This is a genomic window from Roseateles sp. So40a, assembly GCF_048081605.1.
Classification (GTDB): domain Bacteria; phylum Pseudomonadota; class Gammaproteobacteria; order Burkholderiales; family Burkholderiaceae_C; genus Roseateles.
Map to the genome: position 1 here is coordinate 4,616,096 of NZ_CP182288.1, position 21,450 is coordinate 4,637,545.

General features: G+C 69.7%; 14 protein-coding genes. 8 read left to right on the top strand and 6 right to left on the bottom strand.

What is annotated here, in order from left to right:
- Positions 1 to 24: 24 nt before the first annotated feature.
- Together ACNI65_RS21040 and ACNI65_RS21045 are read right to left on the bottom strand one after the other, a co-directional pair.
- Positions 25 to 1,545, bottom strand: coding sequence for a CHAT domain-containing protein (locus ACNI65_RS21040; protein WP_416759145.1), 1,521 nt, complete (start codon positions 1,543 to 1,545; stop codon positions 25 to 27).
- Positions 1,538 to 4,054 (bottom strand): PAS domain-containing protein, encoded by a 2,517-nt coding sequence (locus ACNI65_RS21045; RefSeq protein ID WP_416759147.1) that lies wholly within the window; start codon positions 4,052 to 4,054, stop codon positions 1,538 to 1,540. Before ACNI65_RS21045 ends, ACNI65_RS21040 begins: the two co-directional genes overlap by 8 nt.
- Before the next feature lie 421 nt (positions 4,055 to 4,475).
- Between ACNI65_RS21045 and ACNI65_RS21050 the strand changes: the two genes are divergently transcribed.
- Both ACNI65_RS21050 and ACNI65_RS21055 read left to right on the top strand, forming a co-directional pair.
- Positions 4,476 to 5,408, top strand: coding sequence for an endonuclease/exonuclease/phosphatase family protein (locus ACNI65_RS21050; protein ID WP_416759149.1), 933 nt, complete (start codon positions 4,476 to 4,478; stop codon positions 5,406 to 5,408).
- Positions 5,405 to 5,812 carry a hypothetical protein gene (locus ACNI65_RS21055; RefSeq protein ID WP_416759150.1) on the top strand — a complete coding sequence of 136 codons (408 nt, stop codon included), beginning with the start codon at positions 5,405 to 5,407 and terminating at the stop codon, positions 5,810 to 5,812. Before ACNI65_RS21050 ends, ACNI65_RS21055 begins: the two co-directional genes overlap by 4 nt.
- A gap of 197 nt (positions 5,813 to 6,009) precedes the next feature.
- On the opposite strand, the gene ACNI65_RS21060 is transcribed toward ACNI65_RS21055, so the two are convergent.
- Positions 6,010 to 8,103 (bottom strand): sigma-54-dependent Fis family transcriptional regulator, encoded by a 2,094-nt coding sequence (locus ACNI65_RS21060; protein WP_416759152.1) that lies wholly within the window; start codon positions 8,101 to 8,103, stop codon positions 6,010 to 6,012.
- Positions 8,104 to 8,424: 321 nt separating this feature from the next.
- Between ACNI65_RS21060 and ACNI65_RS21065 the strand changes: the two genes are divergently transcribed.
- From ACNI65_RS21065 to ACNI65_RS21085, 5 genes are all read left to right on the top strand, one after another.
- Positions 8,425 to 9,945: an aldehyde dehydrogenase family protein gene (locus ACNI65_RS21065; RefSeq protein WP_416759153.1), complete on the top strand. Its 1,521-nt coding sequence runs from the start codon at positions 8,425 to 8,427 to the stop codon at positions 9,943 to 9,945.
- Between the two features lie 96 nt (positions 9,946 to 10,041).
- Positions 10,042 to 11,142: a carbohydrate kinase gene (locus ACNI65_RS21070; RefSeq protein WP_416759154.1), complete on the top strand. Its 1,101-nt coding sequence runs from the start codon at positions 10,042 to 10,044 to the stop codon at positions 11,140 to 11,142.
- 38 nt (positions 11,143 to 11,180) lie between these two features.
- Complete coding sequence (locus ACNI65_RS21075; RefSeq protein WP_416759155.1) at positions 11,181 to 12,116, top strand: pseudouridine-5'-phosphate glycosidase; 936 nt, start codon at positions 11,181 to 11,183, stop codon at positions 12,114 to 12,116.
- Positions 12,117 to 12,398: 282 nt separating this feature from the next.
- The gene (locus tag ACNI65_RS21080; RefSeq protein ID WP_416759157.1) at positions 12,399 to 13,712 is read left to right on the top strand and encodes an efflux RND transporter periplasmic adaptor subunit; all 1,314 of its coding nucleotides are present in this window, start codon (positions 12,399 to 12,401) and stop codon (positions 13,710 to 13,712) included.
- An 18-nt stretch (positions 13,713 to 13,730) separates the two neighbouring features.
- Positions 13,731 to 16,832 carry an efflux RND transporter permease subunit gene (locus ACNI65_RS21085; protein ID WP_416759159.1) on the top strand — a complete coding sequence of 1,034 codons (3,102 nt, stop codon included), beginning with the start codon at positions 13,731 to 13,733 and terminating at the stop codon, positions 16,830 to 16,832.
- On the opposite strand, the gene ACNI65_RS21090 is transcribed toward ACNI65_RS21085, so the two are convergent.
- Entirely contained in the window at positions 16,816 to 17,424 is a 609-nt protein-coding gene (locus tag ACNI65_RS21090) for a DNA-3-methyladenine glycosylase I (RefSeq protein WP_416759161.1), read from the bottom strand. The genes ACNI65_RS21085 and ACNI65_RS21090 overlap by 17 nt on opposite strands.
- A 106-nt stretch (positions 17,425 to 17,530) precedes the next feature.
- On the opposite strand from ACNI65_RS21090, the gene ACNI65_RS21095 reads away from it, so the two are divergent.
- Positions 17,531 to 20,251, top strand: coding sequence for a hypothetical protein (locus ACNI65_RS21095; protein WP_416759162.1), 2,721 nt, complete (start codon positions 17,531 to 17,533; stop codon positions 20,249 to 20,251).
- Positions 20,252 to 20,258: 7 nt separating this feature from the next.
- Here the strand turns inward: ACNI65_RS21095 and ACNI65_RS21100 are convergent, their stop codons facing one another.
- Both ACNI65_RS21100 and rpe read right to left on the bottom strand, forming a co-directional pair.
- A complete protein-coding gene (locus ACNI65_RS21100; RefSeq protein ID WP_416759163.1) occupies positions 20,259 to 20,735 on the bottom strand; it encodes a low molecular weight protein-tyrosine-phosphatase in 477 nt (158 codons plus the stop codon).
- A gap of 22 nt (positions 20,736 to 20,757) precedes the next feature.
- Entirely contained in the window at positions 20,758 to 21,444 is a 687-nt protein-coding gene (gene rpe, locus ACNI65_RS21105) for a ribulose-phosphate 3-epimerase (protein WP_416759164.1), read from the bottom strand.
- Positions 21,445 to 21,450: the final 6 nt, after the last annotated feature.

Below are 21,450 nucleotides of genomic sequence, written 5' to 3' on the forward strand. Positions count from 1 at the left end.
TAGCGCGGGGATCGGTCGCGAACCTCAGGCGCGGAACTCCGGCGTGACCAGCATCGCCGACGCCCACGCGTTGTCGCGCTCGCGGTAGCGCCGATAGATGCGCCGGCGCGCCAGCCCGAAGGCCGCGCCCAGCGAGTGACTGCGCAGCAGCATGCGGTAGAACAGCCGCGCCTGGATCGCCGCGGTTCGGTCGTTGACGCGGCAGCGATAGCCCAGCACCGCGTGGATGCCGGCAGCGGCCGCCAACGCGGCGAAGCCCGAGTTGCCGCTCTCGCAGCTGCTCAGGTAGACGAAGCGCGCGGCGCGCATGTAGCTGACGACGTCGCCGAAGTCGATGCACTCGGGCGCGTCGGGCGCGCCGACGAAGAGGAAGCCCGTGCCGCCGTTCTGCTCGGCGCCCAGCGGCTGGTAATACGTGTGTCCCGCGAAATGGATGAGATCCCAGCTGCCATCGCGCAACGCGGCCTCCAGCGCGCCGCGCGTGACCGGCCCGTCCAGCCCCAGCACCTGGATGTTGTCCGCGTAGAAGAGCGGCTGTCCGGTCCGCGGCGCCACCGTCGTCAGCAGGCGCCGCACCCGCTCGCATTCAATGCGGACCAGCGTCAGCGGGTCCAGCCGCACCATGCCGCCCGCGAGCTTGTCGCTATAGACGCTGCCATGCGTGTCCGCGCAGATCAGCAGCGCGCGCCGCGCGGCCGGTGATCCCGAGAACAGGTCGACCGACGGATCCGCCTCGCTCTCCAGCAGTCGCCGCGCCACCGACGAGGCCCGCGCCAGCCAGGGCTCGGGCAGCAGCGACGGATCGAAGACCGCTTCCAGCATCAGCGGGTAGCAGTCCTCGGAGACGTCGAAGATCAGATGCTCGGGCAGCTTGCGACCCGCGTCGCCGAGCTGCGCGATCGCCTCGGACTGCGCCTTCTCACGCTGCAGCTGGAAGGGCGGGTTGTCCTCGCACAGCGCGATGCGGATGCTCTTGCCGATGCCGGAGAACTCCGCATACCAGTCCGGACGCAGCAGGTTCATGACCCAGCGGCTCGACGCCGCCGCGCTGATCGACAAGGGCCCGTCCCCGTTGAAGCGGAAGCCCACGCCCTTCATCTCGAAGTGCCAGTCGCGGGCCCGGGCCCGCACGCGGATCTGCAGGCCCGGCTCGACGACACGGTCCGGCCGCAGCAGGTCCAGCGCGAAGCTGCCGGCGGTGGCGGGGTCCGCATAAAGCGTGACATCGGGGATGCGCGCGCATTCGCGCACCAGCTCCGAGGTCAGCGCCGGCGCCAGCAGCATGATCGGCGCCGTCGTCACCAGCCGCGCCTGGCGGCAGAAGGCGAGCCCGCCGCCGTCCTCGACGACCGCGCCGGAGTCCGCGGCCAGGCGGCTGCCCACGATGATGAAGTCCATGCGCTGCTGCTGCAGGAGCTGCAGCCCGGTCTCCGCGATGAACTCCTGCTGCACGGTGTGCGGGCCGAGCTGACGCAGCTGCTTCTTGATCGGCTCGTCGTCGATGCCGACCTGCAGCCGGTTGAGCACCAGGAGGAACTCAGCCATGGGGCCTCCGGTGCGGGAAGCCGAGCACGAACTCGGTGGTGTCGTCGGGCAGCGCGTTGAGCTTGAAGCTGCCGTTCTGGCTCTTCATGAGCCGCGCGATCAACGGGTTGGCCAGGCGCAGGTCGGCCTGCGCGGCCTCGGGTGCGCCGAAACGCGCGCCCTGTCGCCGCGCCGGCGGCAGCTTGCCGCGCAGCCGCAGGAACACCGCGTCGTCATCGGGCACCAGCGTCAGCAGCACGCGGCCCGTCTCGGGCGAGGCGCGCAGCAGCACCGACAGCAGGCTCTCCACCGCGATGTGCAGCTGGGTGTGGTCGGCCTCGATCTCCACAGCCTGCTCGAAACCCTTCAACTCGACCTTGGCCCGCTCCGACACGGTCAGGCTCGCCAGCAGCGCCTGCAGCTCGCTGTCCAGGCGGATCACGCAGGGCAGGCGCGAGCGGTTGCGGGCCTCGCGGTTGTACATGGCCAGGCGCGTGAAGGCGTGCTTGACGCGGCCGAGCTGGCGCAGCACCGCCTGCAGGTCGCGCATGCGGGTGGTGTCGCCGCGGCCAGCGGATTTCTGCGTGGCTTCGTGCGCGGCTTCCAGCTGGCTTTCCAGCCACGACATCGCCAACCCGAGCGGCGCCTGCGTCTCGACGGCCAGCTCATAGGCGGTCTCCTCCAGGAACTCCAGTTGCACCGAGCGCCGGATCGGACGCAGGTCGCGGGCGATGAAGACGTGGCCGCCGAGTTGCCCCGGGAAGTCGCGACGCGTGACGAAGACCGAGGTCGGCGGCGGCTCGGCGGCCCCGCTCACGCCTGCCGCTGCGGCCGGCTCGACGCTCGAACCCGCATCGCCGCTCGTCGACTCGCACGGCGGCCGGGCGACGCGCATCTCACCGATGCGCTCGCCGGCCTCGGTGCCGCGCAGCAGGGCCTCCAGCGGCTGCGGGTCCTCGAAGAGCGGCAGCAGGCTCTGGCCGACGAGTTGCTGGCGGCTGCGGTCGAAGAGCTGCTCCGCGGCGCGGTTGACGCGACGGATGCGCAGCCGCGCGTCGGTCGCGATGATGGGATCGGAGACGTTGTCCACGCACTCCGCGAGCAGCGTCAGGTCGCTGATGCGCTGCATCGCGCCGGCGACCTCGGCGGCCAGTCCCGTCAAGCGGGCCACGTGGTCGCGCGAGAACGCATTCACCCGCGGATCGTCGACGTGGACGATGAAGCGCACGCGCTCGGCATCGTCGAACAGGATGGGCACGGCCAGCACCGAGCGGATCGACAGATCCTCGGGCGGCGGGCCGAACGCGTCGGTGCGTGTGGTGTCGGGCACGTTGACGGCGCTCATCGACTCGACCACGTGTCCGAGCACACCCTGGCGAATGTCGCGCACGTCGTCGCCCCAGATGGCGCCGGTGTCCACCGCATGGCCCATCGCATCGCGTCGCGCGGAGGCCACCCGCACGATCGCGTCGCGCGCGCTGTCCACGCGGAACAGCGCGACATGGGCCCAGTCGAAGATCTCGACCAGCGCGTCGGCCAGGCAGCGGCAAGCGCCCTGGATGTCGGTGCTTCGATTCAGATCGCGGAACAGTCGAAGCTGGCGCTCGTCGCGTTGCTGCGCGGCATGGTCCAGCGCGCACAGCACGGTCTCCACCAGCGGCAGCTGGTTGAACAGCGCCTGCTGCGTCTCGTCGTAGGCGCCGCGCTCGCGGCTGAGCAGCGTCAGCGTGGCCACGGTGCGTTCGTCATCGCCCTGCCCGCGCGTGATGCGGCGCCACATGCTGGACTTCAGGGCCATCGCGTGCATCTGACGACAGATCGGCTCATCGGCCATCTCGGCCCATGGGGCCTCGCTCATCGCGGTCTCGAAGTCGTGGAAGCCTCCGTCGTGGGTCTCCATGTAGACGCGCTGCGCCTCGTTGAGCGGATACCAGGCGGTGGGCACGTCCTGCTGGAACGGCGGATGGTTGAAGACGATCTCCGACTCCCAGCTCTGCTCGTCGGCCACCACGCGCGACACGAGCATCAGGTCGAAGGGCAGCTCGGCACGCAGCGCCTCGGCCATGCTCGGGAGCAGGTCGGCTCGGCCGGCGTGTCGCAGCGTGAGTTCACGCAGGCGGTCGGTCAGCACCTGATGCTGCAGGCTTCGGAAGAAGCCCAGCGAGCCGACGACCTGTCCGCGCGCATCCATCAGGGGCAGCCCGGTGACCTCGACGGCGACCTGCCGGGAGGGGTCGTCCTGGCGGGTGAGCGTGACGCGGTAGGCGCCGAGCTCGCCATTGCGGCGGCCGCGGGTCTCGTCATCGAGCACGCGTCCGGCCTCGCCCGCGAAGAGCAGGTCCAGGCGCAGGTCCTCGACGTGGGCCACGCCGCTCATCGCGAGTGCCGCGGCGTTGGCGTAGAGCACGTGGTTCTCGAGGTCGCGCTGGATCACGGCGATCCGGGACCCGTCGAAGATCGCGCGCTTCATCTGCCCGAGCAGCGCGGCGGCCGCGACCGATGAGGGGCGCTCTCGAGCGGTGTCGTCCATGTGGGTCTCCCTGGCCATCGCTGGCCATCCTTCCCGCCATCCACGCCGCGAAGGCTACGCCGTTCGGCGCGGACGCGCGCCTGACAACATAGGGATCCGAGGCCCTCGAGGGCCGATTTCATCGGGGTTTCCCGGAGATGCGAGGCCGATCGGAGGCGTCAAGCGTGGCTGCAGCGCCACGCGCGCCGCGAAGGCCTCGATCGAGTCGGCGGAAGGCGACCTACAGATTCCAGTGGGCGCGCTAGTTCATGCACGGGTGGATCGATGCGAAGTCCACCAATCGGAGAGCGTCGATTCGCTGGCTTGGGTGGAGGCGGCCGCATAGAGTGACCAGTTCCCCGCGAGACCACGCGGAGCAGCACCCGCCGGCGCGCATGCCCCGGCCTTTTCCCCTTCGCCATTGCCGAGGAAGTAAGCGGCCATGAAACCTTTGACTCCATCGCCCGACCCCGGGCTTCGCATCGTCTGGTGGAACACCGGGCTGGCGCCAGGCGCCACGGATGAAGAGCCAACCAACACGCTTATCGACGCAGCGGCCCATGTCCTGGACCACCTCCTGAATGAGGTGGGCGCCGATCTCATCGTGCTAGGCGAGATGTGCCACAGCACTCTCGCGGCGCTGAGGACCGCCTGCCCGCGTGCGCGCGAGCAATGTGACTGGCTGCCGGCCTTCGAGAAGGCAGGGCGCAGCGGTTTCTCGATCTGTGTGCTCGGTATGAGGCATCGGCTGTCTGTGTGGGCCGGCGCCTCCATCGTCTTGAAACATGACGCGCGACACCGACGGGTCGGGCTGCATTTCCGCGTCCAGGTCGAGGGTGGTGGAGGCGCATTCGATCTGATCGCCTCCCATTGGCCGAGTCGTCTGCACCTCGGCCGCTTCGACAGCGAGCGAACTCACATCGCAGCGCATCTCCGGCGCTGGATGTCGGACCACCTCCATGGTCTCGCGCAAAGGAACGTCGTGCTCGTGGGCGACTTCAATGAAGAACCCTTCGACGAAGGGGTGGAGCGATACCTGCTGTCCAGCCGCGACAGCGGCAAGGTTCGGCGCCGCAAGGACCTGCTCTACAACCCGTTCTGGCGGCACCTGAGCTCGTTCCGACCGAAGGGCGATTCGCCTGGACACGGCGATCCCGGGACCCACTTCTATCCGAAAGCGCCTCATTCGGATTGGCACACCTTCGACCAGTTGATGGTGTCGTCGCCGCTGGTCTCGGGCCGTTCCGGCTGGCGCCTCAACGAGGACAACACGCGTGTCGTCCAGTTGCCGCTTCTTCCGGATGGGGCTTCCATCCCCTCACGCTGCTTCGACCACCTCCCCATCGTGGGCCACCTGGAAAGGTCTTCTCAATGACGAACTTCGCTCCTCACATTGCACGCGGCTTGCTGGCCGCAGAGAACGCCGAATGCGAGCGCGCCGAGATCCGTAGCATCCTGGATCGACTCGACTCGGAGATCCGGACCGTGACACTGGGCAATGCGCATTTGCATGTCGGTGAGTTCGACCATCCCGAGGATGAGAAGGTCATGAGCATCGCCGACCTGAAACAGCGACTCGTGGTGCGCAGCACCACGGACAAGACTCGAGGGCGAATCATCGCGGGCTGGGATCCGAGCCGTGACGGCGGCTATCTGGTCAGCATCGTCTACGACGAGATGAGCATGGCCTGTCACAACGGCGGGCAACTCGTCGAGGAGCTGGAAGCGCTGATGCACACGCCACGGGTCGGCCGCGCGATCCGCGAGCTCACGGGCTGAGCACGCCCCAAAGACGAAGGCGGACATCCTTTCGGATGCCCGCCTTACCCATTGACGTCCGGCTTGCGCCTCTGCAATCCACCACCAAAAACCTGGACCGCATGACCGAAAGAATACGGACCCGGACGCTCCCCCGGAAGCCTCGTTTTCCACACCGGACCTTCAGCCGATTGCTGATCGGCATGTGAGGGAATGCCCTACGCGCCGGGCGATCGCAGCATCCGGTACAGCGTGTTGCGTCCGATGCCCAGGCGCCTCGCCGCCTCGGAGTGGTTGCCGTCGCAGGCCGCGAGGACCCGCCGCGCGTGCGCGATCGCCTGCGCCCGCAGCATCGTGGTCGTGCCCGTGATCGCCTCCGGTGGCTCGGATCTCCGAGACGACCTCAGCAACGGCCCCGACGCCACCTCGGCCACCCCCTCCAGATCCGTTCGTGTCGGCGAGCGCTCCGGGACCTGCGCGGCTCCGAGGTCCAGCTCCTCCACGAGGTCATCCGGCAGATGCCCGCGCCGGATCACCGATTCGCCGGGCTCCATGAGCGCGCACGCGATGCGCAACGCCTGCTCGAGCTGGCGGACGTTGCCCGGCCAGCCGTAGCGCTCGAACTCGCGCGACAGTTCGGGATCGATCGTCACGGCGCGCTCCGCCTCGATCGCGGCCAGCAGCGTCTCGATCAGCCGCGGCTGATCCTGCCGCTCACGCAGCGGCGGCAGGACGAGCGTCAATCCGTTGAGCCGGTAATAGAGGTCCTCGCGGAACAGCCCTTCAGCGACCAGTTGCCGCAGCGGCCGGTGACTCGCGCAGATCAGCTGGAAGTCGACCGCCACCGACGGCCCGCCACCCAGCGGCTGCACCAGCCGGTCCTGCAGGACGCGGAGCAGCCGCGCCTGCAGCGCCAGCGGCATGTCGCCGATCTCGTCCAGGAAGAGCGTCCCGCCGTGCGCCTCGCGCAGCCGTCCGGGCGCTCCTTCTCGCGATGCGCCGGTGAAGGCGCCCGGCCGATAACCGAAGAGCTCCGCCTCGATCAGCGCCTCGGGCAGCGCCGCGCAGTTCACCGCCACGTACGGCCGCGTCGCGCGCGGCCCGCTGTCATGCACGGCCCGGGCAAACAGGTCCTTGCCCACGCCCGATTCGCCCTGGAGCAGCAACGGGATCGGCTTGTCGATCACGCGTCGCGCGCGTTGCACCGCCTGATGCATCGCGGCGTCGCCCAGGTCCAGGGCCTGCAAGGCATCGATGGCCAAGGGCGGTAGGGACCGAGGCGCGTTGAGCGCTTCGGGCTCGGTGGACGCGGTGGACGCGGTGGACGCGGAGGACGTGGAAAGCGTCTCCATCACCGCGCGGACCTCGCGCCGCTGCCAGCCGCGCGGCGCCGACACGCGCAACCACAAGGCGGGGGCGTCATCGCGCATGAGCAACCGAGCGCCCTCCGCGTCGCGGCGCGCCCAATCCATCAGCTCCGCCCAGCGCAGCGGCAGCAGCGATTCCAGCGGGATCGGCCGCATCGCGTCAGGCCCCAGCCACGTCTGGGCGGCCTCGTTGCAGCCGAGGATCCAGCCATCCTCGCTCAGCGCGAGCAGCCCTTCGGTGGGCGTGCCCAGCCCCTCGGGCTGCAGGTGGAGGTGCAGCCGAAGCCCGTCCGCGTGGCGCGTCTGGAAGAGCCGGTGCTCCACCATCCGCGCCGCCGAGCGCACCAGGGCCAGCGTGTGGCGCTGGAAGCCGCGCTGCTCGCCCGACAGGTCGAGCACACCCAGCACGCGCCCCTGCGGATCGCGGATCGGCGCCGCGGTGCAGCTCAGGAAGGCATTGCGCTCGAGGAAGTGCTCGCCGCCCAGCACCGACACCGGTCGCTGTTCCGCCAGCGCGGTGCCGATCGCGTTGGTCCCGCGCCAACGCTCGTCCCAGATCGCGCCCGGTCGCAGCGCCACGCGCTGCGCGCGATCGACGAAGCGGCCATCGCCCAGCGCCCCCAGCAACAGCCCCTGCGCGTCGGCCAGGATGACGAGCGCATCGCCGTCGCGGGTCTGCTCGAACAGGTCTTCCATCACCGGGCGGGCATGCGCGACGAGTTCATGCTGACGCTCCAGCGCGCGGCGCAACTGCGCGCCCGACGCATGCGGCGCGCCGGGTGGTCGGCCCACCGGGCTCAGCCCGAAGTCACGGCTGCGCAACCAGCTGCGGCTCAGGCCCTCCTCGAGGCATTCGGCGCTCAGCCGGCCGGTGTCGAGCAACTCACGTCGCGCGGCGCGCAGCAGCTTCGGCGCCGTCGCGGCGCCGCTCGGGGTTTTCACCATCGGTCTGTCTCCTCGGGCCCGACCCGCCGTTCCTTGTGGCTCGATGGCGCGCCGTCACGAGGACAGCGGCCGATTCGAGCCGGAATCCGCGCCGGGGTGTTCCATCGCGGAACACCTGTGCCGTCGCGGCGGTGCCAGGACCAGTCTGTGTGCCGATCCTGACCAAAGCCTGTCGCGATGGGAAGGGGCATTCCTCCGATCCGCAGGGTCTTGCGCGCAAGACGCGCGCTGGCACGGCGCGTGCAATGAACGCAGCGGCGTGCCGCGCACGGACACCTCCATGACCTGCACGTCGTCCAAGACATCCACGGAGACACACCCATGATCTACGCCAAGCCCAACGCGGCCGGTGCCCCGTTGCAGTTCAAGCCCCGCTACGACAACTTCATCGGCGGACGCTGGACCGCGCCGCGCGACGGCCAGTACTTCGACGTCATCACGCCCATCACCGGCCAGGTGTTCACGCAGGCGGCGCGCTCGACCGCGGCCGACATCGAGCTCGCGCTGGACGCCGCGCATGCCGCCGCGGAGCGCTGGGGCGCCACGCCGGCCGCCGAGCGCGCCAACGTGTTGCTGCGCATCGCCGACCGCATCGAGCAGAACCTCGAGCTGCTGGCCTACGCCGAGACCGTGGACAACGGCAAGCCGATGCGCGAGACGCTCCACGCGGACCTGCCGCTGGCCGTGGACCACTTCCGCTACTTCGCCGGCTGCCTGCGCGCGCAGGAAGGCGCGCTCAGCGAGATCGACGCCAACACCATCGCGTATCACTTCCATGAGCCGCTGGGCGTCGTGGGGCAGATCATCCCGTGGAACTTCCCGATCCTGATGGCGGCGTGGAAGCTCGCGCCCGCGCTGGGCGCGGGCAACGCGGTGGTGCTCAAGCCGGCGGAATCGACACCGGTCAGCATCCTCGTGCTCGCCGAGCTGATCGCCGACCTGCTGCCGCCGGGCGTGCTCAACATCGTCAACGGCTACGGCAAGGAAGCGGGCATGCCGCTCGCGCAGAGCAAGCGCATCGCCAAGATCGCGTTCACCGGCTCGACCGCCACCGGACGCGTGATCGCGCAGGCCGCGGCGACCAACCTGATCCCGGCCACGCTGGAGCTCGGCGGCAAGAGCCCCAATGTCTTCTTCCCCGACATCGCCGCGCACGACGACGACCTCTTCGACAAGGCGATCGAGGGCCTGGTGCTGTTCGCGTTCAACCAGGGCGAGGTCTGCACCTGCCCGTCGCGCGCGCTGATCCATGAATCGATCTACGACCGCTTCATCGCCCGCGCGATCGATCGCGTCAAGGCGATCAAGCAGGGCAACCCGCTGGACACCGACACGATGATGGGCGCGCAGGCGTCTTCGATGCAGCTCGACAAGATCATGTCCTACCTCGAGATCGGCAAGCAGGAAGGCGCGCAGTGCCTGATCGGCGGCGGACGCGCGCAGCTCGGCGGGGACCTGGCCGGCGGGTACTACATCGAGCCCACGCTGTTCAAGGGCACCAACGACATGCGCATCTTCCGCGAGGAGATCTTCGGACCGGTGCTGGCGGTGACGACGTTCAAGACCGAGGAGGAAGCGCTGCGCATCGCCAACGACACGCCCTACGGGCTGGGCGCGGGCGTGTGGTCACGGGACATCAACACGGCCTTCCGCATGGGCAAGGGCATCAAGGCCGGACGCGTGTGGACCAATTGCTATCACGCGTATCCGGCGCATGCGACCTTCGGCGGCTACAAGGAATCGGGCATCGGCCGCGAGACCCACAAGATGATGCTGGACCATTACCAGCAGACCAAGAACCTGCTGGTGAGCTACTCGCAGCAGAAGCTCGGGTTCTTCTGAGGTTCCCGGCCATCGTCGACCAAATGATGCGAACAATTGTCTGTTTAACAGACTTTTGTTTGCATCGACAGTGCGAGGCGCCTAGAATGCGGCGCCATGACGACGTCCAAGGACCTGTCCTCCAAGGCCCAGCTGCTGGCGCTGGTGGAAGCCAACCCCTTCATCGGCCAGCAGGAACTGGCCGACCAGCTCGGCCTGTCGCGTTCCGCGGTGGCCGGCCATCTGGCGCAGCTGACCCGCGACGGCCGCATCCTGGGCCGCGCCTACGTGCTGCCGCAACGCCAGCCCATCGTGTGCATGGGCGGCGCCAATGTGGACCGCAAGCTCCGGGCGATCGCGCCGCTGCACATGGGCAGCTCCAATCCGGCGCGCCAGCATGAATCGGCCGGCGGCGTGGCGCGCAACATCGCGGAGAACCTCGCCCGCCTGGGCCTGCCCGTGCACCTGCTGACCGCCGTCGGCCGCGACGCGGCGGGGCAGTCGCTGCTGGACCAGCTGCAGGCGCTCGGCGTCGACAGCGCGGGCAGCCTGCAGGCGCCCGACGAGGCCACCGGCAGCTACACCGCGGTGCTCGATCCGCAGGGCGATCTGGTGCTCGCGCTGGCCCACATGGCGCTGACCGAGCGCCTCGATGCCGCGTTCCTGCGCCAGACCGCGCCGCGGCGAGCCGCCGCCAGCCTGGTGGTCGCCGACCTGAACCTGCCTCGCGACACGCTGGACGGCCTGCGCGCCGAGGCCCGCCTGCGCGATCAGCGCCTGCTGCTGGTGGCGGTGTCCGAGCCCAAGATGAGCCGGCTCGGCACGGACCTGCGCGGCGTGTCGCTGCTGGTGCTCAACCGCGGCGAGCTGCAGACGCTGGTCGGCCGCGACCTGCCCGACGAGGACGCGCTGGCGCAGGCCTGGCGCGCGCTGCGCGAGGCCGGCCTGAAGCAGCTCGTGATCAGCGATGGCGCGCGCGGCGTGTGGTTCTCCGACGGCGATGCGCTCGCGGTGCTGCCCGCCCCGGCGCTGGACCCCGCGTCGATCCGCGAGGTCACCGGCGCCGGCGATGCCATGACCGCCGGCATCGCCGCGGGCCTGCATCGCGATCCCGAGGACCTGCGCGGCGCCTGCGCGCTGGGCCTGCGCCTGGCGGCGCTCACGCTGCAGAGCGATGCCACCGTCAGCGAGGCCCTGGGACCGGCGCTGCTGGTCTGAGGTCCGTTCCCGATGTCCTGAATTCCGAGAGAACGCCCATGAACACGCAAGACCTGATCGACCGTCAACTGATCGACTTCTCGCCCGAGGTCGCGGAGGCCCGCGCGTCGGGACGCCCGCTGGTGGCGCTGGAGTCGACCATCATCTCGCACGGCATGCCCTATCCGCAGAACGTGCAGACCGCGCGCGAGGTCGAGGCCATCGTGCGCGCGCACGGCGCGGTGCCCGCGACGATCGCGGTGCTGGACGGCAAGATCCGCGTCGGCCTGAACGATGAGCAGCTGGAGCTGCTGGGGCAATCGCCCGACGCGATGAAGCTGAGCCGCCGTGACCTGCCGTTCGCGATCGCCACCGGACGCGTGGGCGCGACGACCGTGGCCGCGACGATGATCTGCGCGCGGCTGGCCGGCATCGAGGTCTTCGTGACCGGCGGCATCGGCGGCGTGCATCGCGGCGCGGAGACCTCCTTCGACATCTCCGCCGACCTGCAGGAGCTCGCGCGCACGCCGGTGGCGGTGGTGTGCGCCGGCGCCAAGAGCATCCTGGACCTGGCATTGACGCTGGAGTACCTGGAGACGCACGGCGTGCCGGTGCTGTCCGTGGGACAGGAGAACTTCGCCGCGTTCTACACGCGAGACAGCGGCTTGAAGGCCGACTTCCGGATCGACGCGGCCGCGGATCAGGCGAGGTTCCTGCGCGCCAAGTGGGCGCTGGGGCTGGGCGGCGGCGCGGTGATCAGCAATCCGGTGCCGGTCGAGCATGCGATGCCGTCGGCCGTGATCGACGGCTACATCGCGCAGGCGCTGGCCGAGGCCTCGGCCCAGGGCATCAGCGGCAAGGCGGTCACGCCGTATCTGCTCGCGCGCATCAAGGACCTCAGCGCCGGGGCCAGCCTCGTCACCAACATCGCGCTGGTCAAGCACAACGCCACGGTCGGCGCGGCGCTCGCAAAGGCGCTCCTGCAGGACCGCTGACGCTCCACGAGCCCTCACCCCCCGCCCTCTCCCGCTGCGCGGGCGAGGGTGCCTTCCTGCCCCAGTAGGACCATTCCGACTGCGCCGCCTTGCTCCCTCTCCCGCTTTGCGGGAGAGGGCGGGGGTGAGGGGTGTCTCGGTCTCTCGGCAACGCTCATTCACGTTCCTATCGCACAGGTTTTCCTGACGCTCGCGCAGGATTAACCTGAACGAAACAATCGTCGTCGGACCGCGCCCTAAGCTTCCGCGCCCCCTCGAAGACTGTCGTTGGAGAACGTGTTCATGCGCCGCAAGTCCCTTGCCCTGTCCCTGATCGTCCTGTTGCTGGTCGCCGGCGGCGGCTGGTGGTGGAAGGCACGGTCCACCGAGGGCAAGACCGCCGAGGCCGCCGGCGCGCCCGCCCGCGGCGCTTCCGGCCCGGGCGGCACGCAGATGGTCGGCGTCGTCACCGCGCTGCGCCGCGACGTCCCCGTCACCGTCGAGGCCAGCGGCACCGTCACCCCGATCAACCAGGTCGACATCCGCGCCCAGACCACGTCCACCGTGCGTGACGTGCTCGTGCACGACGGCCAGACCGTCGCCAAGGGCCAGTCGCTGTTCCGCTTCGACGAGCGCGCCGACCGCGCCAACCTCGACAAGGCCCGCGCCCAGCTCGCCCGCGACAAGGCCAGCCTCGCCGACCTGCAACGCCAGTACGAACGCGCCAAGGACCTGCTCGCCCAGAAGTTCGTCGCCCAGAGCGCGCTGGACACCGCCCAGGCCAACCTCGAGGCCGGCCGCAGCCTGGTCGACGGCGACGCCGCCGCGGTCCAGGCCGCCTCCGTGGCGCTGAGCTACAACGAGCTCCGCGCCCCCTTCGCCGGCCGTGCCGGCGCGGTCAACGTCTGGCCGGGCAGCCTCGTGCAGGCCAGCGCCACCGGCACGCCGCTGGTCAACATCGTCCAGATCGATCCGATCGCCATCAGCTTCAACCTGCCCGAGACCGAGCTCGCGCCGGTGCTCGAGGCGATGCGCCCCACCGACGGCGCCAAGCCCTCGACCGCCACGCCGCTGGAGGTGCAGGTCGTGCTGCCGCGGATCGAGGGCGGCCCCTCCAGCAAGGACGGCAAGGACAGCAAGGGCGGCAAGTCCGCGGACGCCGTCGCGCGCGGCCGGCTGAGCTTCGTGGACAACCTCGTCGACGCCACCACCGGCACGATCAAGCTCAAGGCTGAATTCGAGAACGGCGCTCAGAAGCTCTGGCCCGGCCAGTACCTGCGCGTGCGCATGACGCTGCGCAGCATGAAGGACGTCGTCGTCGTGCCGCAGGCCGCGATCATCCTGCGCGGCAACGACCGCCAGGTCTACGTCGTCGCCCCCGACAAGACCGCGCAGCTCAAGACCGTGAAGCTGCGCTACACCTTCGGCGAGATGGCCGTGGTGGACGGCGTGGACGCGGGCGCGATGGTCGTGCTCGACGGCAAGCAGAACTTGCGTCCCGGCACGCCGGTGCGCACGCAGCCCGCCGCGGTGGACCCGGCCGCCGCCGCGCGACTGGCGGCCGCCTCGGCCGCGGCCGGCGGTGGCGCCTCGGCCACCGACGTCGCCGCCCCCTGATCCGACGCGGACGCTGCCATGAACCTCACCGAACTCTTCATCCGGCGGCCGGTCATGACCGTGCTGCTGAACCTGGCGCTGGTCGTCGCCGGCATCGCCGCCTGGAGCCGCATCCCGGTCGCCGCGCTGCCCAGCTTCAACACGCCCGTCATCAACGTGCAGGCCGTGCTGCCCGGCGCCAGCCCCGAGACCATGGCCTCCTCGGTCGCGCTGCCGCTGGAGAAACAGTTCTCGACGATCGCCGGCATCACGACGATCTCCTCGACCAACACGCTGGGCAACAGCTCGCTGACGCTGGAGTTCGATCCCTCGCGCGACATCGACGCCGCCGCGGTGGACGTGCAGGCGGCGCTGTTCCGCTCGCTGCGCGCGCTGCCCACCGAGATGACGACGCCGCCGTCCTACCGCAAGGTCAACCCCGCGGACGCGCCGGTGCTGCTGGTGGCGCTGACCTCGCCGTCGATCAACCTCTCCGACCTCAACGACTACGCCGAGAACCTGATCACGCCCAGCCTGTCGACGATCGACGGCGTGGCGCAGGTGTCGATCTACGGCCAGAAGCGCTTCGCCGTGCGCATCAAGGCGCGCAACGAGCTGCTCCAGCAGCGCAACATCACGCTCGACGAGCTGCAGGCCGCCGTCAAGGGCGCCAACGCCAACACGCCGGTGGGCACGCTGGACGGATCGCGCCAGACGCTGACCATCCAGGCCAACAAGCAGCTGCGCGACGCCAACGCCTTCGGCGGGATCGTCGTGGCCACGCGCAACGGCGCGCCGGTCTTCCTGCGCGACGTGGCCGATGTCCAGGACAGCTACGAGACCGTCAAGTCCTTCTCCAACTACAACGGCGAGCGCTCCATCGTGCTGGCCGTGCAGCGCCAGCCCGATGCCAACACGGTGAAGGTCGTGGACGCCGTCAAGGCGATGCTGCCGCGCTTCGCCGCGCAACTGCCCGCCTCGGTGCAGATGAGCACGCTCAATGACCGCTCGGTGTCGATCCGCGAAGGCCTGCACGACGTGTACTTCACGCTGGCGCTGACGGTGGCGCTGGTGGTGCTGGTGATCTTCCTGTTCCTGCGCCGCATGGTGGCGACGCTGATCCCGACGCTGTCGCTGCCGATCTCGCTGATCGGCGCGGTGACGCTGCTGTTCGCGCTCGGCTACAGCCTGGACAACATCTCGCTGCTGGGCATCACGCTGGCCGTGGGGCTGGTCGTCGACGACGCGATCGTGATGCTCGAGAACATCGTGCGCCACGTCGAGGACGGCATGGCGCCGTTCGACGCCGCGATCCGCGGCGCGCGCGAGATGGCCTTCACCATCGTGTCGATCTCGATCTCGCTGGTGGCGGTGCTGATCCCGATCTTCTTCATGCCCGGCGTGATCGGGCTGCTGTTCCACGAGTTCGCCGTGGTCGTGTCGCTGGCGATCCTCGTGTCGGCGGGTGTGTCGCTGACGCTGGTGCCGATGCTGTGCAGCCGCTTCCTGAGCCATCACCACGAGACTGAGGAGAACGCGCTGGGCCGCACGTTCGAGGCGGGCTTCACCTGGGTGCTGGACCGCTACACCGGCTCGCTGGACTGGGCGCTGCGGCACCGCTGGGTGGTGGGCGCGGTCGCGCTGGCCAGCTTCGTGGCGAGCGCCTGGTTGTGGATCGCGATCCCCAAGGGCTTCTTCCCCGAGGAGGACATCGGCCAGATCCAGGCCAGCACCGAGGCCTCGGAGGACATCTCCTTCGCCGCGATGACGGTGCTGCAGGAACGGGTCGCGCAGGTCGTCAAGGACGATCCGGCGGTGGCCTCGGTCGCCGCGGCCGTGGGCGGCGGCGGGGGCGGCGCGGTCAACACGGGCCGGCTGTTCATCAACCTGAAGCCGCGCGCCGAGCGGCCCGAGATGAAGCGGGTGCTCGAGGACCTGCGCAAGCGGCTGCGCGCGGTGCCCGGCATCGCGGTCTACCTGCGTCCCGTGCAGAACCTGCAGCTGGGCGGCCGCCAGTCCAAGAGCCGCTACCAGTACACGCTGCAGTCGGTGAGCACCGGCGAGCTCAACAGCTGGGCGGTGAAGCTGCAGGACAAGCTGCGCAATGACCCGGTGTTCCGCGACGTCACAAGCGACTCGCAGCTGCGCGGGCTGCAGGCCAACCTGGTCATCGACCGCGAGCGCGCGACGCTGCTGGGCGTGCAGATGCAGGACCTGCGCAACGCGTTGTACTCGGCCTTCGGCGAGCGCCAGGTGTCCAGCATCTACGCCGAGAGCAACACCTACCAGGTGATCATGGAAGCGACCGACGGCGACCGCCTCAGCGAGGACGCCTTCGACAAGATCTACCTGCGCGGGCGCAACAGCACGATGGTGCCGTTGACCGCCTTCGCCAGCGTGAAGCGCGAGCTCGGGCCGACGGCGGTCAACCACCAGGGTCAGCTGCAGGCGATCACGCTCAGCTTCAACCTCGCGCCGGATGTCCCGCTGGGCAACGCCACGGGCAAGATCGACCAGTTCACCAAGGAGATCGGCCTGCCGCCGTCGATCATCACCAGCTACGGCGGCGACGCGGCCGTGTTCAAGGACTCGCAGGGCGGGCAGGTGCTGCTGATCGTGCTGGCGGTGGCGGTGATCTACGTGCTGCTGGGCGTGCTCTACGAGAGCTACATCCATCCGCTGACCATCCTGGCGGGCCTGCCGTCGGCGGCGGTGGGGGCGCTGCTGACTTTGCAGCTCGCGGGCATGGAGCTGACGGTGATCGCCACCATCGGCATCCTGATGCTGGTGGGCATCGTCAAGAAGAACGCGATCATGATGATCGACTTCGCGCTGGACGCGCAGCGCAACGGCGGCATGACGCCGGCGCAGGCGATCCGCGAGGCCTGCATCCTGCGCTTCCGTCCGATCATGATGACGACGATGGCGGCGCTGATGGGCGCGCTGCCGATCGCGCTGGGCCTGGGCGCCGGCGCGGAACTGCGCCAGCCGCTGGGCCTGGCGGTGGTGGGCGGGCTGATCCTGTCGCAGGCCGTGACGCTCTACATCACGCCGGTGATCTACCTCGCGCTGGACCGCTTCAGCGGCAAGGGCCCGGACACGCGTGAAGTCGCGCAGGCGGAGATCAACGCGGTGGCGTGAACTTCCCGCGTTCGCGCGCCGCGGCCTCGCGCCCGATGCACCCGGGCGCGTGGTCGTTGATCAAGCCCATCGCCTGCATGAACGCGTAGACCGTCGTCGGGCCCACGAACTTCCAGCCGCGTTTCTTCAGTTCCTTGGAGAGCTTCACCGACATCTCCGAGGTCGGCCGCACATCGCCGCCCTCCTCCGGGTCCTCGAAGCGCCAGAAGAACGCGGCCAGCGAGCCGGCTTCCTTCTGCAGTTCCAGCGCGCGAGAGGCGTTGTGGATCGCCGCCTCGATCTTGCCGCGGTGGCGCACGATGCCTTCGTCCGCGAGCAGCCGCGCGACGTCGGCCTCGCCAAAGCGCGCGACCTTGGCGATCTCGAACTGCTTGAACGCCTTGCGGAAGTTCTCGCGCTTGGCCAGGATGGTCCGCCACGACAAGCCCGACTGGAAACCCTCCAGGCAGAGCTTCTCGAACAGCCGGCGGTCCTCGTCGACGGGATAGCCCCACTCGCGGTCGTGATAGTCGCGGTACATGTCGAAGCCGGGGGCTTCGCACCACTTGCAGCGCCACTGGCCATCCGGGCCTTGCGCCAGTCGTTCGCTCATCGTCGCTCCGGGGTCGCCATTCAAGTCGCTCGATTCTCACCGCGAACCTTGCGCCGCACTGGCAGCAGTCGACGGCCTGATGCCGCGGTTCGCCGACTCAAGCCCCATGCCCACCCTTCACGAACTCTACTCGCCCGGCTTCCTGACGGAGCGCGCCTCCGACACGCCCCCCGAAGCCGCCCCGACCGACACCCCCGCCCTCACGTATTGCCCTGAGCGCCACGGCAGGCCTGCGGACTTCGTGCGACATACGGACTTCGGTCCGTTCCGGGCGCGGGTCGAGCGTGAGCTCGCCACGCTGTCTGCCTTCGCCGCTGGCGCCGCGCCGACCGTCACGAATCTCGCGATGTGTCAAAGCAAGTTGTTCGACATCGACGACGCGGGCAACCATCTGCAGTACAGCGAGCGAGAAGCGGCGCTGATGTACGGCGAGGTCACGCGCGGTCTGACGCAGCTGAGCCGCTTGATCCTCGACGACCGGCTCAGCCTGGCGAGCCGACGTCTGGAGCTGGACCAGCTCGCCCCGCAGCTGACCGTGTGCGCGGGCGGCGCCGTCGAGGCGCTGCACTGCTGCCTCGGCCGGCTCGATCCCGCGCGCAACGACCTGCCGGGTCTCTTCCGCAGCCGCGTCGAGCAGATCGTCGAGCAGGTCGCCATCGACACGGTCGAGACCGAGTACGCCGACGAGCTGTCCGAGGCTCGGCTGGCTCAACGGCATTACGTCGCGGGGCTGAAGCGCAAACTCTACGACCGGCTGGAACTGCCGTGGCGCCTGCCGGAAGACCCGTTCGTCCACTCTCATCATGAGCAGCCGCTGGTCGAGCGGTGCGCCGCTTCGCTGGTGCCGAGACTCGCGCCGGAAGCCATCGCGCTGCTGCTGGCGGAGGACTACCTGCAGCGCTTCACCTGCGCGCTGCATCAGCGGATCGGGTCGCGAGGCGCTGCCCGCCCGTCCTCCCTGGACGCCCGGGCGCTGCCTTCACCGACAGTGACGCAGATCCAGGACTGCTTGCAGCCGCTGGCCGAGGAATTCGGCCCGCCGCCGCCCAGCGGCGCGCTGCTGCGCGAGGGCGAGGACGGTCAGTGCGAGTGCCTGACCGACGCCACCCTCGTGGCGGCCTACTTCCTCGATGTGATGGGCACGGCCGGCTCACTCGCCGCAAGCGGCGAGGCGAGCACGATCGCAGCCTGGTCGGAGCCATTGGCCGACGACCTGCCTGCGGCCCGGTCTTGCATCCGGTCCCGCGGCGACCTGGTCTGGGTCGAGGACAACGGGCTGCGGCGCCCGTTCGACGCGGAGGACCTCACCCGCGTGCCGCGCGGCGAGTTGCGGACATCCATGGTGCGGACGGCCCTCTTGAACAGCTCGCCGGCGCTCCTCGACCGCGTGCGGGCTTCGTCGGCCTGGAACGAGGAGCTGCAGGCGCTGTGGACCGAGACCCGCACGCCGCCGGCGGCTTCCCGGCCCCTGCCCGGACGGCTGAGCTGGACGGATGCGACGGGGCCGCAGTCGCTCGATCCGTCGCAGATCAGCCGGCTGTTCGACCAGCGCGGACCGGGCGAGCCCTTGCCCTCGGCGCTGCGCGAGGGGCTGAGCGCGCTGCTGGCGCTGACCTTGTCATTGCGGAAGCCCGGGCGCGCCCCTGGCGACGGACTGCCAAGGGCCCGCGTCATGCCCTTCGTCCAGCCCTTGAGGCTGTGGTGGGGCGAGGTCGGCAGCGCGATGCGCGCGGATCCGCCGCGCCTGACCGGCGACGAGCTGCTGGAGGTCTTGATGACCCCCACGGGCGACGCGCGGCCGCCGTTGGTGCAAGCCCTGACCGGTTCGCATCAGGACCTCGTGCATGTGCTGCTGGAAGGCCTGACCGAGTTGCGGCGCGATGGCCTGCTTCGCGGTGAGCGCCTGTTCGAGCGGCTCGCTGAACCCGACGCGGCCCCTGGCGGCCTGCCGGCGCTGTTGGCCGAGTTCAACTCGAACGCGCTGGGGCAACTGCTGCGCTTCGCGCTGCAGCCCGCCGGCGAAGACCGGCTTTCCGCTGAGGCCTGCCGCGCGCTGCTGCTCGGTCCGGCGCAGGTGCCGTCGACCCAGGCGGCCCCACCGCTGCCGCTCGCGCTGATCGAGCGAGCCCTCCTGTCCAAGACCGCCGCCCCGCCGCTGCAGCGATATGTCGAGGCGGCGATCCAGGCGTCTCAGCGCAAGCTGCTCTCGCGCGAGGATCTGCGGCAAGCCCTGGGCAGCCTGCCGGCAGCCGCCACGCGCATGCCGGAAAGCGCGCAGGAGTGGGAGACATGGTCGTCCGCTGCCTGGTTCTGGTACGCAGGGATCCTCAAGGGATGGTTGAAGGGCGAGATCCCGGAAGACGACGCCGCGGCCGCCCTCACCGAACGCGTGCGCCCGGACGGCGCGGAGGTCACGGCATCAGCGGCTTCACCAAGATCAGCGTCACCAGCGGACATCTGGGAGGCACGGCTCAACAGCAATCGGATCCAAGTCTGCGCCGAGCCCTTGCGGTTGGGTCCGCCGACGCCCGAGGCCGCGCGGGAGCGGCGCCTGCGCCGCCACATGCTGAATCGACTGGCTGGTCTGACCAGCGATGGCCGAGGCCTGGAGGGCCTGGAGGCTCGGCAGGTCCAGACGCCTTGCCGAGCGATCCGCTCGGCCCTGGACGCCGGACTCTGGCAGGAAGCCGCTGAATGCGCCCGACGATTGCAAACGGCGATGAATAGCCTGGCGTTCTCCCGGGAGGACATCGCCGCCGCCATCGGCAGCGCCCTGGACGGCGGGACCAAGCCTGCGAGCCCGGCGATGCGGGAAGCGGCGAACTGAGCGGCGCCTAGCCGGCGTCCTTGCCGAAGGTCGCGGGGTCCCGCGGCCAGGTGTGCACCCGGGCCTCGATCAGGTCGAGCACCTGCACAAAGCCGCTGCCCGAGCCGTAGTACGGGTCGGGAACCTCGTCCAGGCCCAGGCCCGTCATGCCGGCGAGGAACAGCCCCAGCTTCGCCGGCGAGATCGCCGGGCGCATCGCCTTCAATCCGCGCAGGACCGCGCGGTCCATCGCCAGGATCAGGTCGTGGCGATCAAAGTCCTCGGTCGTCACCTTGCGCGAGCGCCAGCGTCGGTCCATGCCGTAGCCGCGCTGCTCGAGCACGGTCAGCGCGCGCTTGTCCACCGGGTGCGGCCTCGAGGACGCGAACACGCCCGCCGAGGCGACCTCGCTCAGGCCGAGCTCGCGTGCGCGCAGGCGCAGCACCGCTTCGGCCATCGGGGAGCGGCACACGTTGGCCGCGCAGACCAGCAGCAGTCGGGTCACCGGTTCGAGGCGCCTGCGTGGATCAGCGCGCCAGCTCGGCGCGCATCGCGTCGATGACGCTCTTGTAGTCGGGCTTGCCGAAGATGGCCGATCCCGCGACGAAGGTGTCCGCGCCCGCATCGGCGATCTCGCGGATGTTGTCGACCTTCACGCCGCCGTCGATCTCCAGGCGGATGTCGCGGCCGCTGGCCAGGATCATCGCCTTGGCCTGCTGCAGCTTCTTGAGCGCGCTGGGGATGAAGCTCTGGCCGCCGAAGCCCGGGTTGACGCTCATGATCAGCACGAGGTCGACCTTGTCGATGACCCACTCCAGCACGTCCAGCGACGTGGCCGGGTTGAACACCAGGCCGGCCTTGGCGCCCTCGCCCTTGATCAGCTGGATCGTGCGGTCCACGTGCGCGCTGGCCTCGGGGTGGAAGCTGACCAGGTCCGCACCGGCGCGGCAGAAGGCCTGGGCGAGGCTGTCCACCGGCTGCACCATCAGGTGCACGTCGATCGGCGCGGGCGTGCCGTCGGGCTTGACGGCGTGTTTCTTCAGCGCCTCGCAGACCATCGGCCCGAAGGTCAGGTTGGGCACGTAATGGTTGTCCATCACGTCGAAGTGGATCCAGTCCGCGCCGGCGGCCAGCACGTTGCGGACCTCCTCGCCCAGCTTGGCGAAATCGGCGGACAGGATGCTCGGGGCGATGCGGGAGATGGGCGGGTTCATGGCGGG

Excerpts from the sequence above, each read along its gene's own strand:
- ACNI65_RS21040 (WP_416759145.1), bottom strand. The coding sequence starts at position 1,545 with ATGGCTGAGTTCCTCCTGGTGCTCAACCGGCTGCAGGTCGGCATCGAC.
- ACNI65_RS21045 (WP_416759147.1), bottom strand. The coding sequence starts at position 4,054 with ATGGACGACACCGCTCGAGAGCGCCCCTCATCGGTCGCGGCCGCCGCG.
- ACNI65_RS21050 (WP_416759149.1), top strand. The coding sequence starts at position 4,476 with ATGAAACCTTTGACTCCATCGCCCGACCCCGGGCTTCGCATCGTCTGG.
- ACNI65_RS21055 (WP_416759150.1), top strand. The coding sequence starts at position 5,405 with ATGACGAACTTCGCTCCTCACATTGCACGCGGCTTGCTGGCCGCAGAG.
- ACNI65_RS21060 (WP_416759152.1), bottom strand. The coding sequence starts at position 8,103 with ATGGTGAAAACCCCGAGCGGCGCCGCGACGGCGCCGAAGCTGCTGCGC.
- ACNI65_RS21065 (WP_416759153.1), top strand. The coding sequence starts at position 8,425 with ATGATCTACGCCAAGCCCAACGCGGCCGGTGCCCCGTTGCAGTTCAAG.
- ACNI65_RS21070 (WP_416759154.1), top strand. The coding sequence starts at position 10,042 with ATGACGACGTCCAAGGACCTGTCCTCCAAGGCCCAGCTGCTGGCGCTG.
- ACNI65_RS21075 (WP_416759155.1), top strand. The coding sequence starts at position 11,181 with ATGAACACGCAAGACCTGATCGACCGTCAACTGATCGACTTCTCGCCC.
- ACNI65_RS21080 (WP_416759157.1), top strand. The coding sequence starts at position 12,399 with ATGCGCCGCAAGTCCCTTGCCCTGTCCCTGATCGTCCTGTTGCTGGTC.
- ACNI65_RS21085 (WP_416759159.1), top strand. The coding sequence starts at position 13,731 with ATGAACCTCACCGAACTCTTCATCCGGCGGCCGGTCATGACCGTGCTG.
- ACNI65_RS21090 (WP_416759161.1), bottom strand. The coding sequence starts at position 17,424 with ATGAGCGAACGACTGGCGCAAGGCCCGGATGGCCAGTGGCGCTGCAAG.
- ACNI65_RS21095 (WP_416759162.1), top strand. The coding sequence starts at position 17,531 with ATGCCCACCCTTCACGAACTCTACTCGCCCGGCTTCCTGACGGAGCGC.
- rpe (WP_416759164.1), bottom strand. The coding sequence starts at position 21,444 with ATGAACCCGCCCATCTCCCGCATCGCCCCGAGCATCCTGTCCGCCGAT.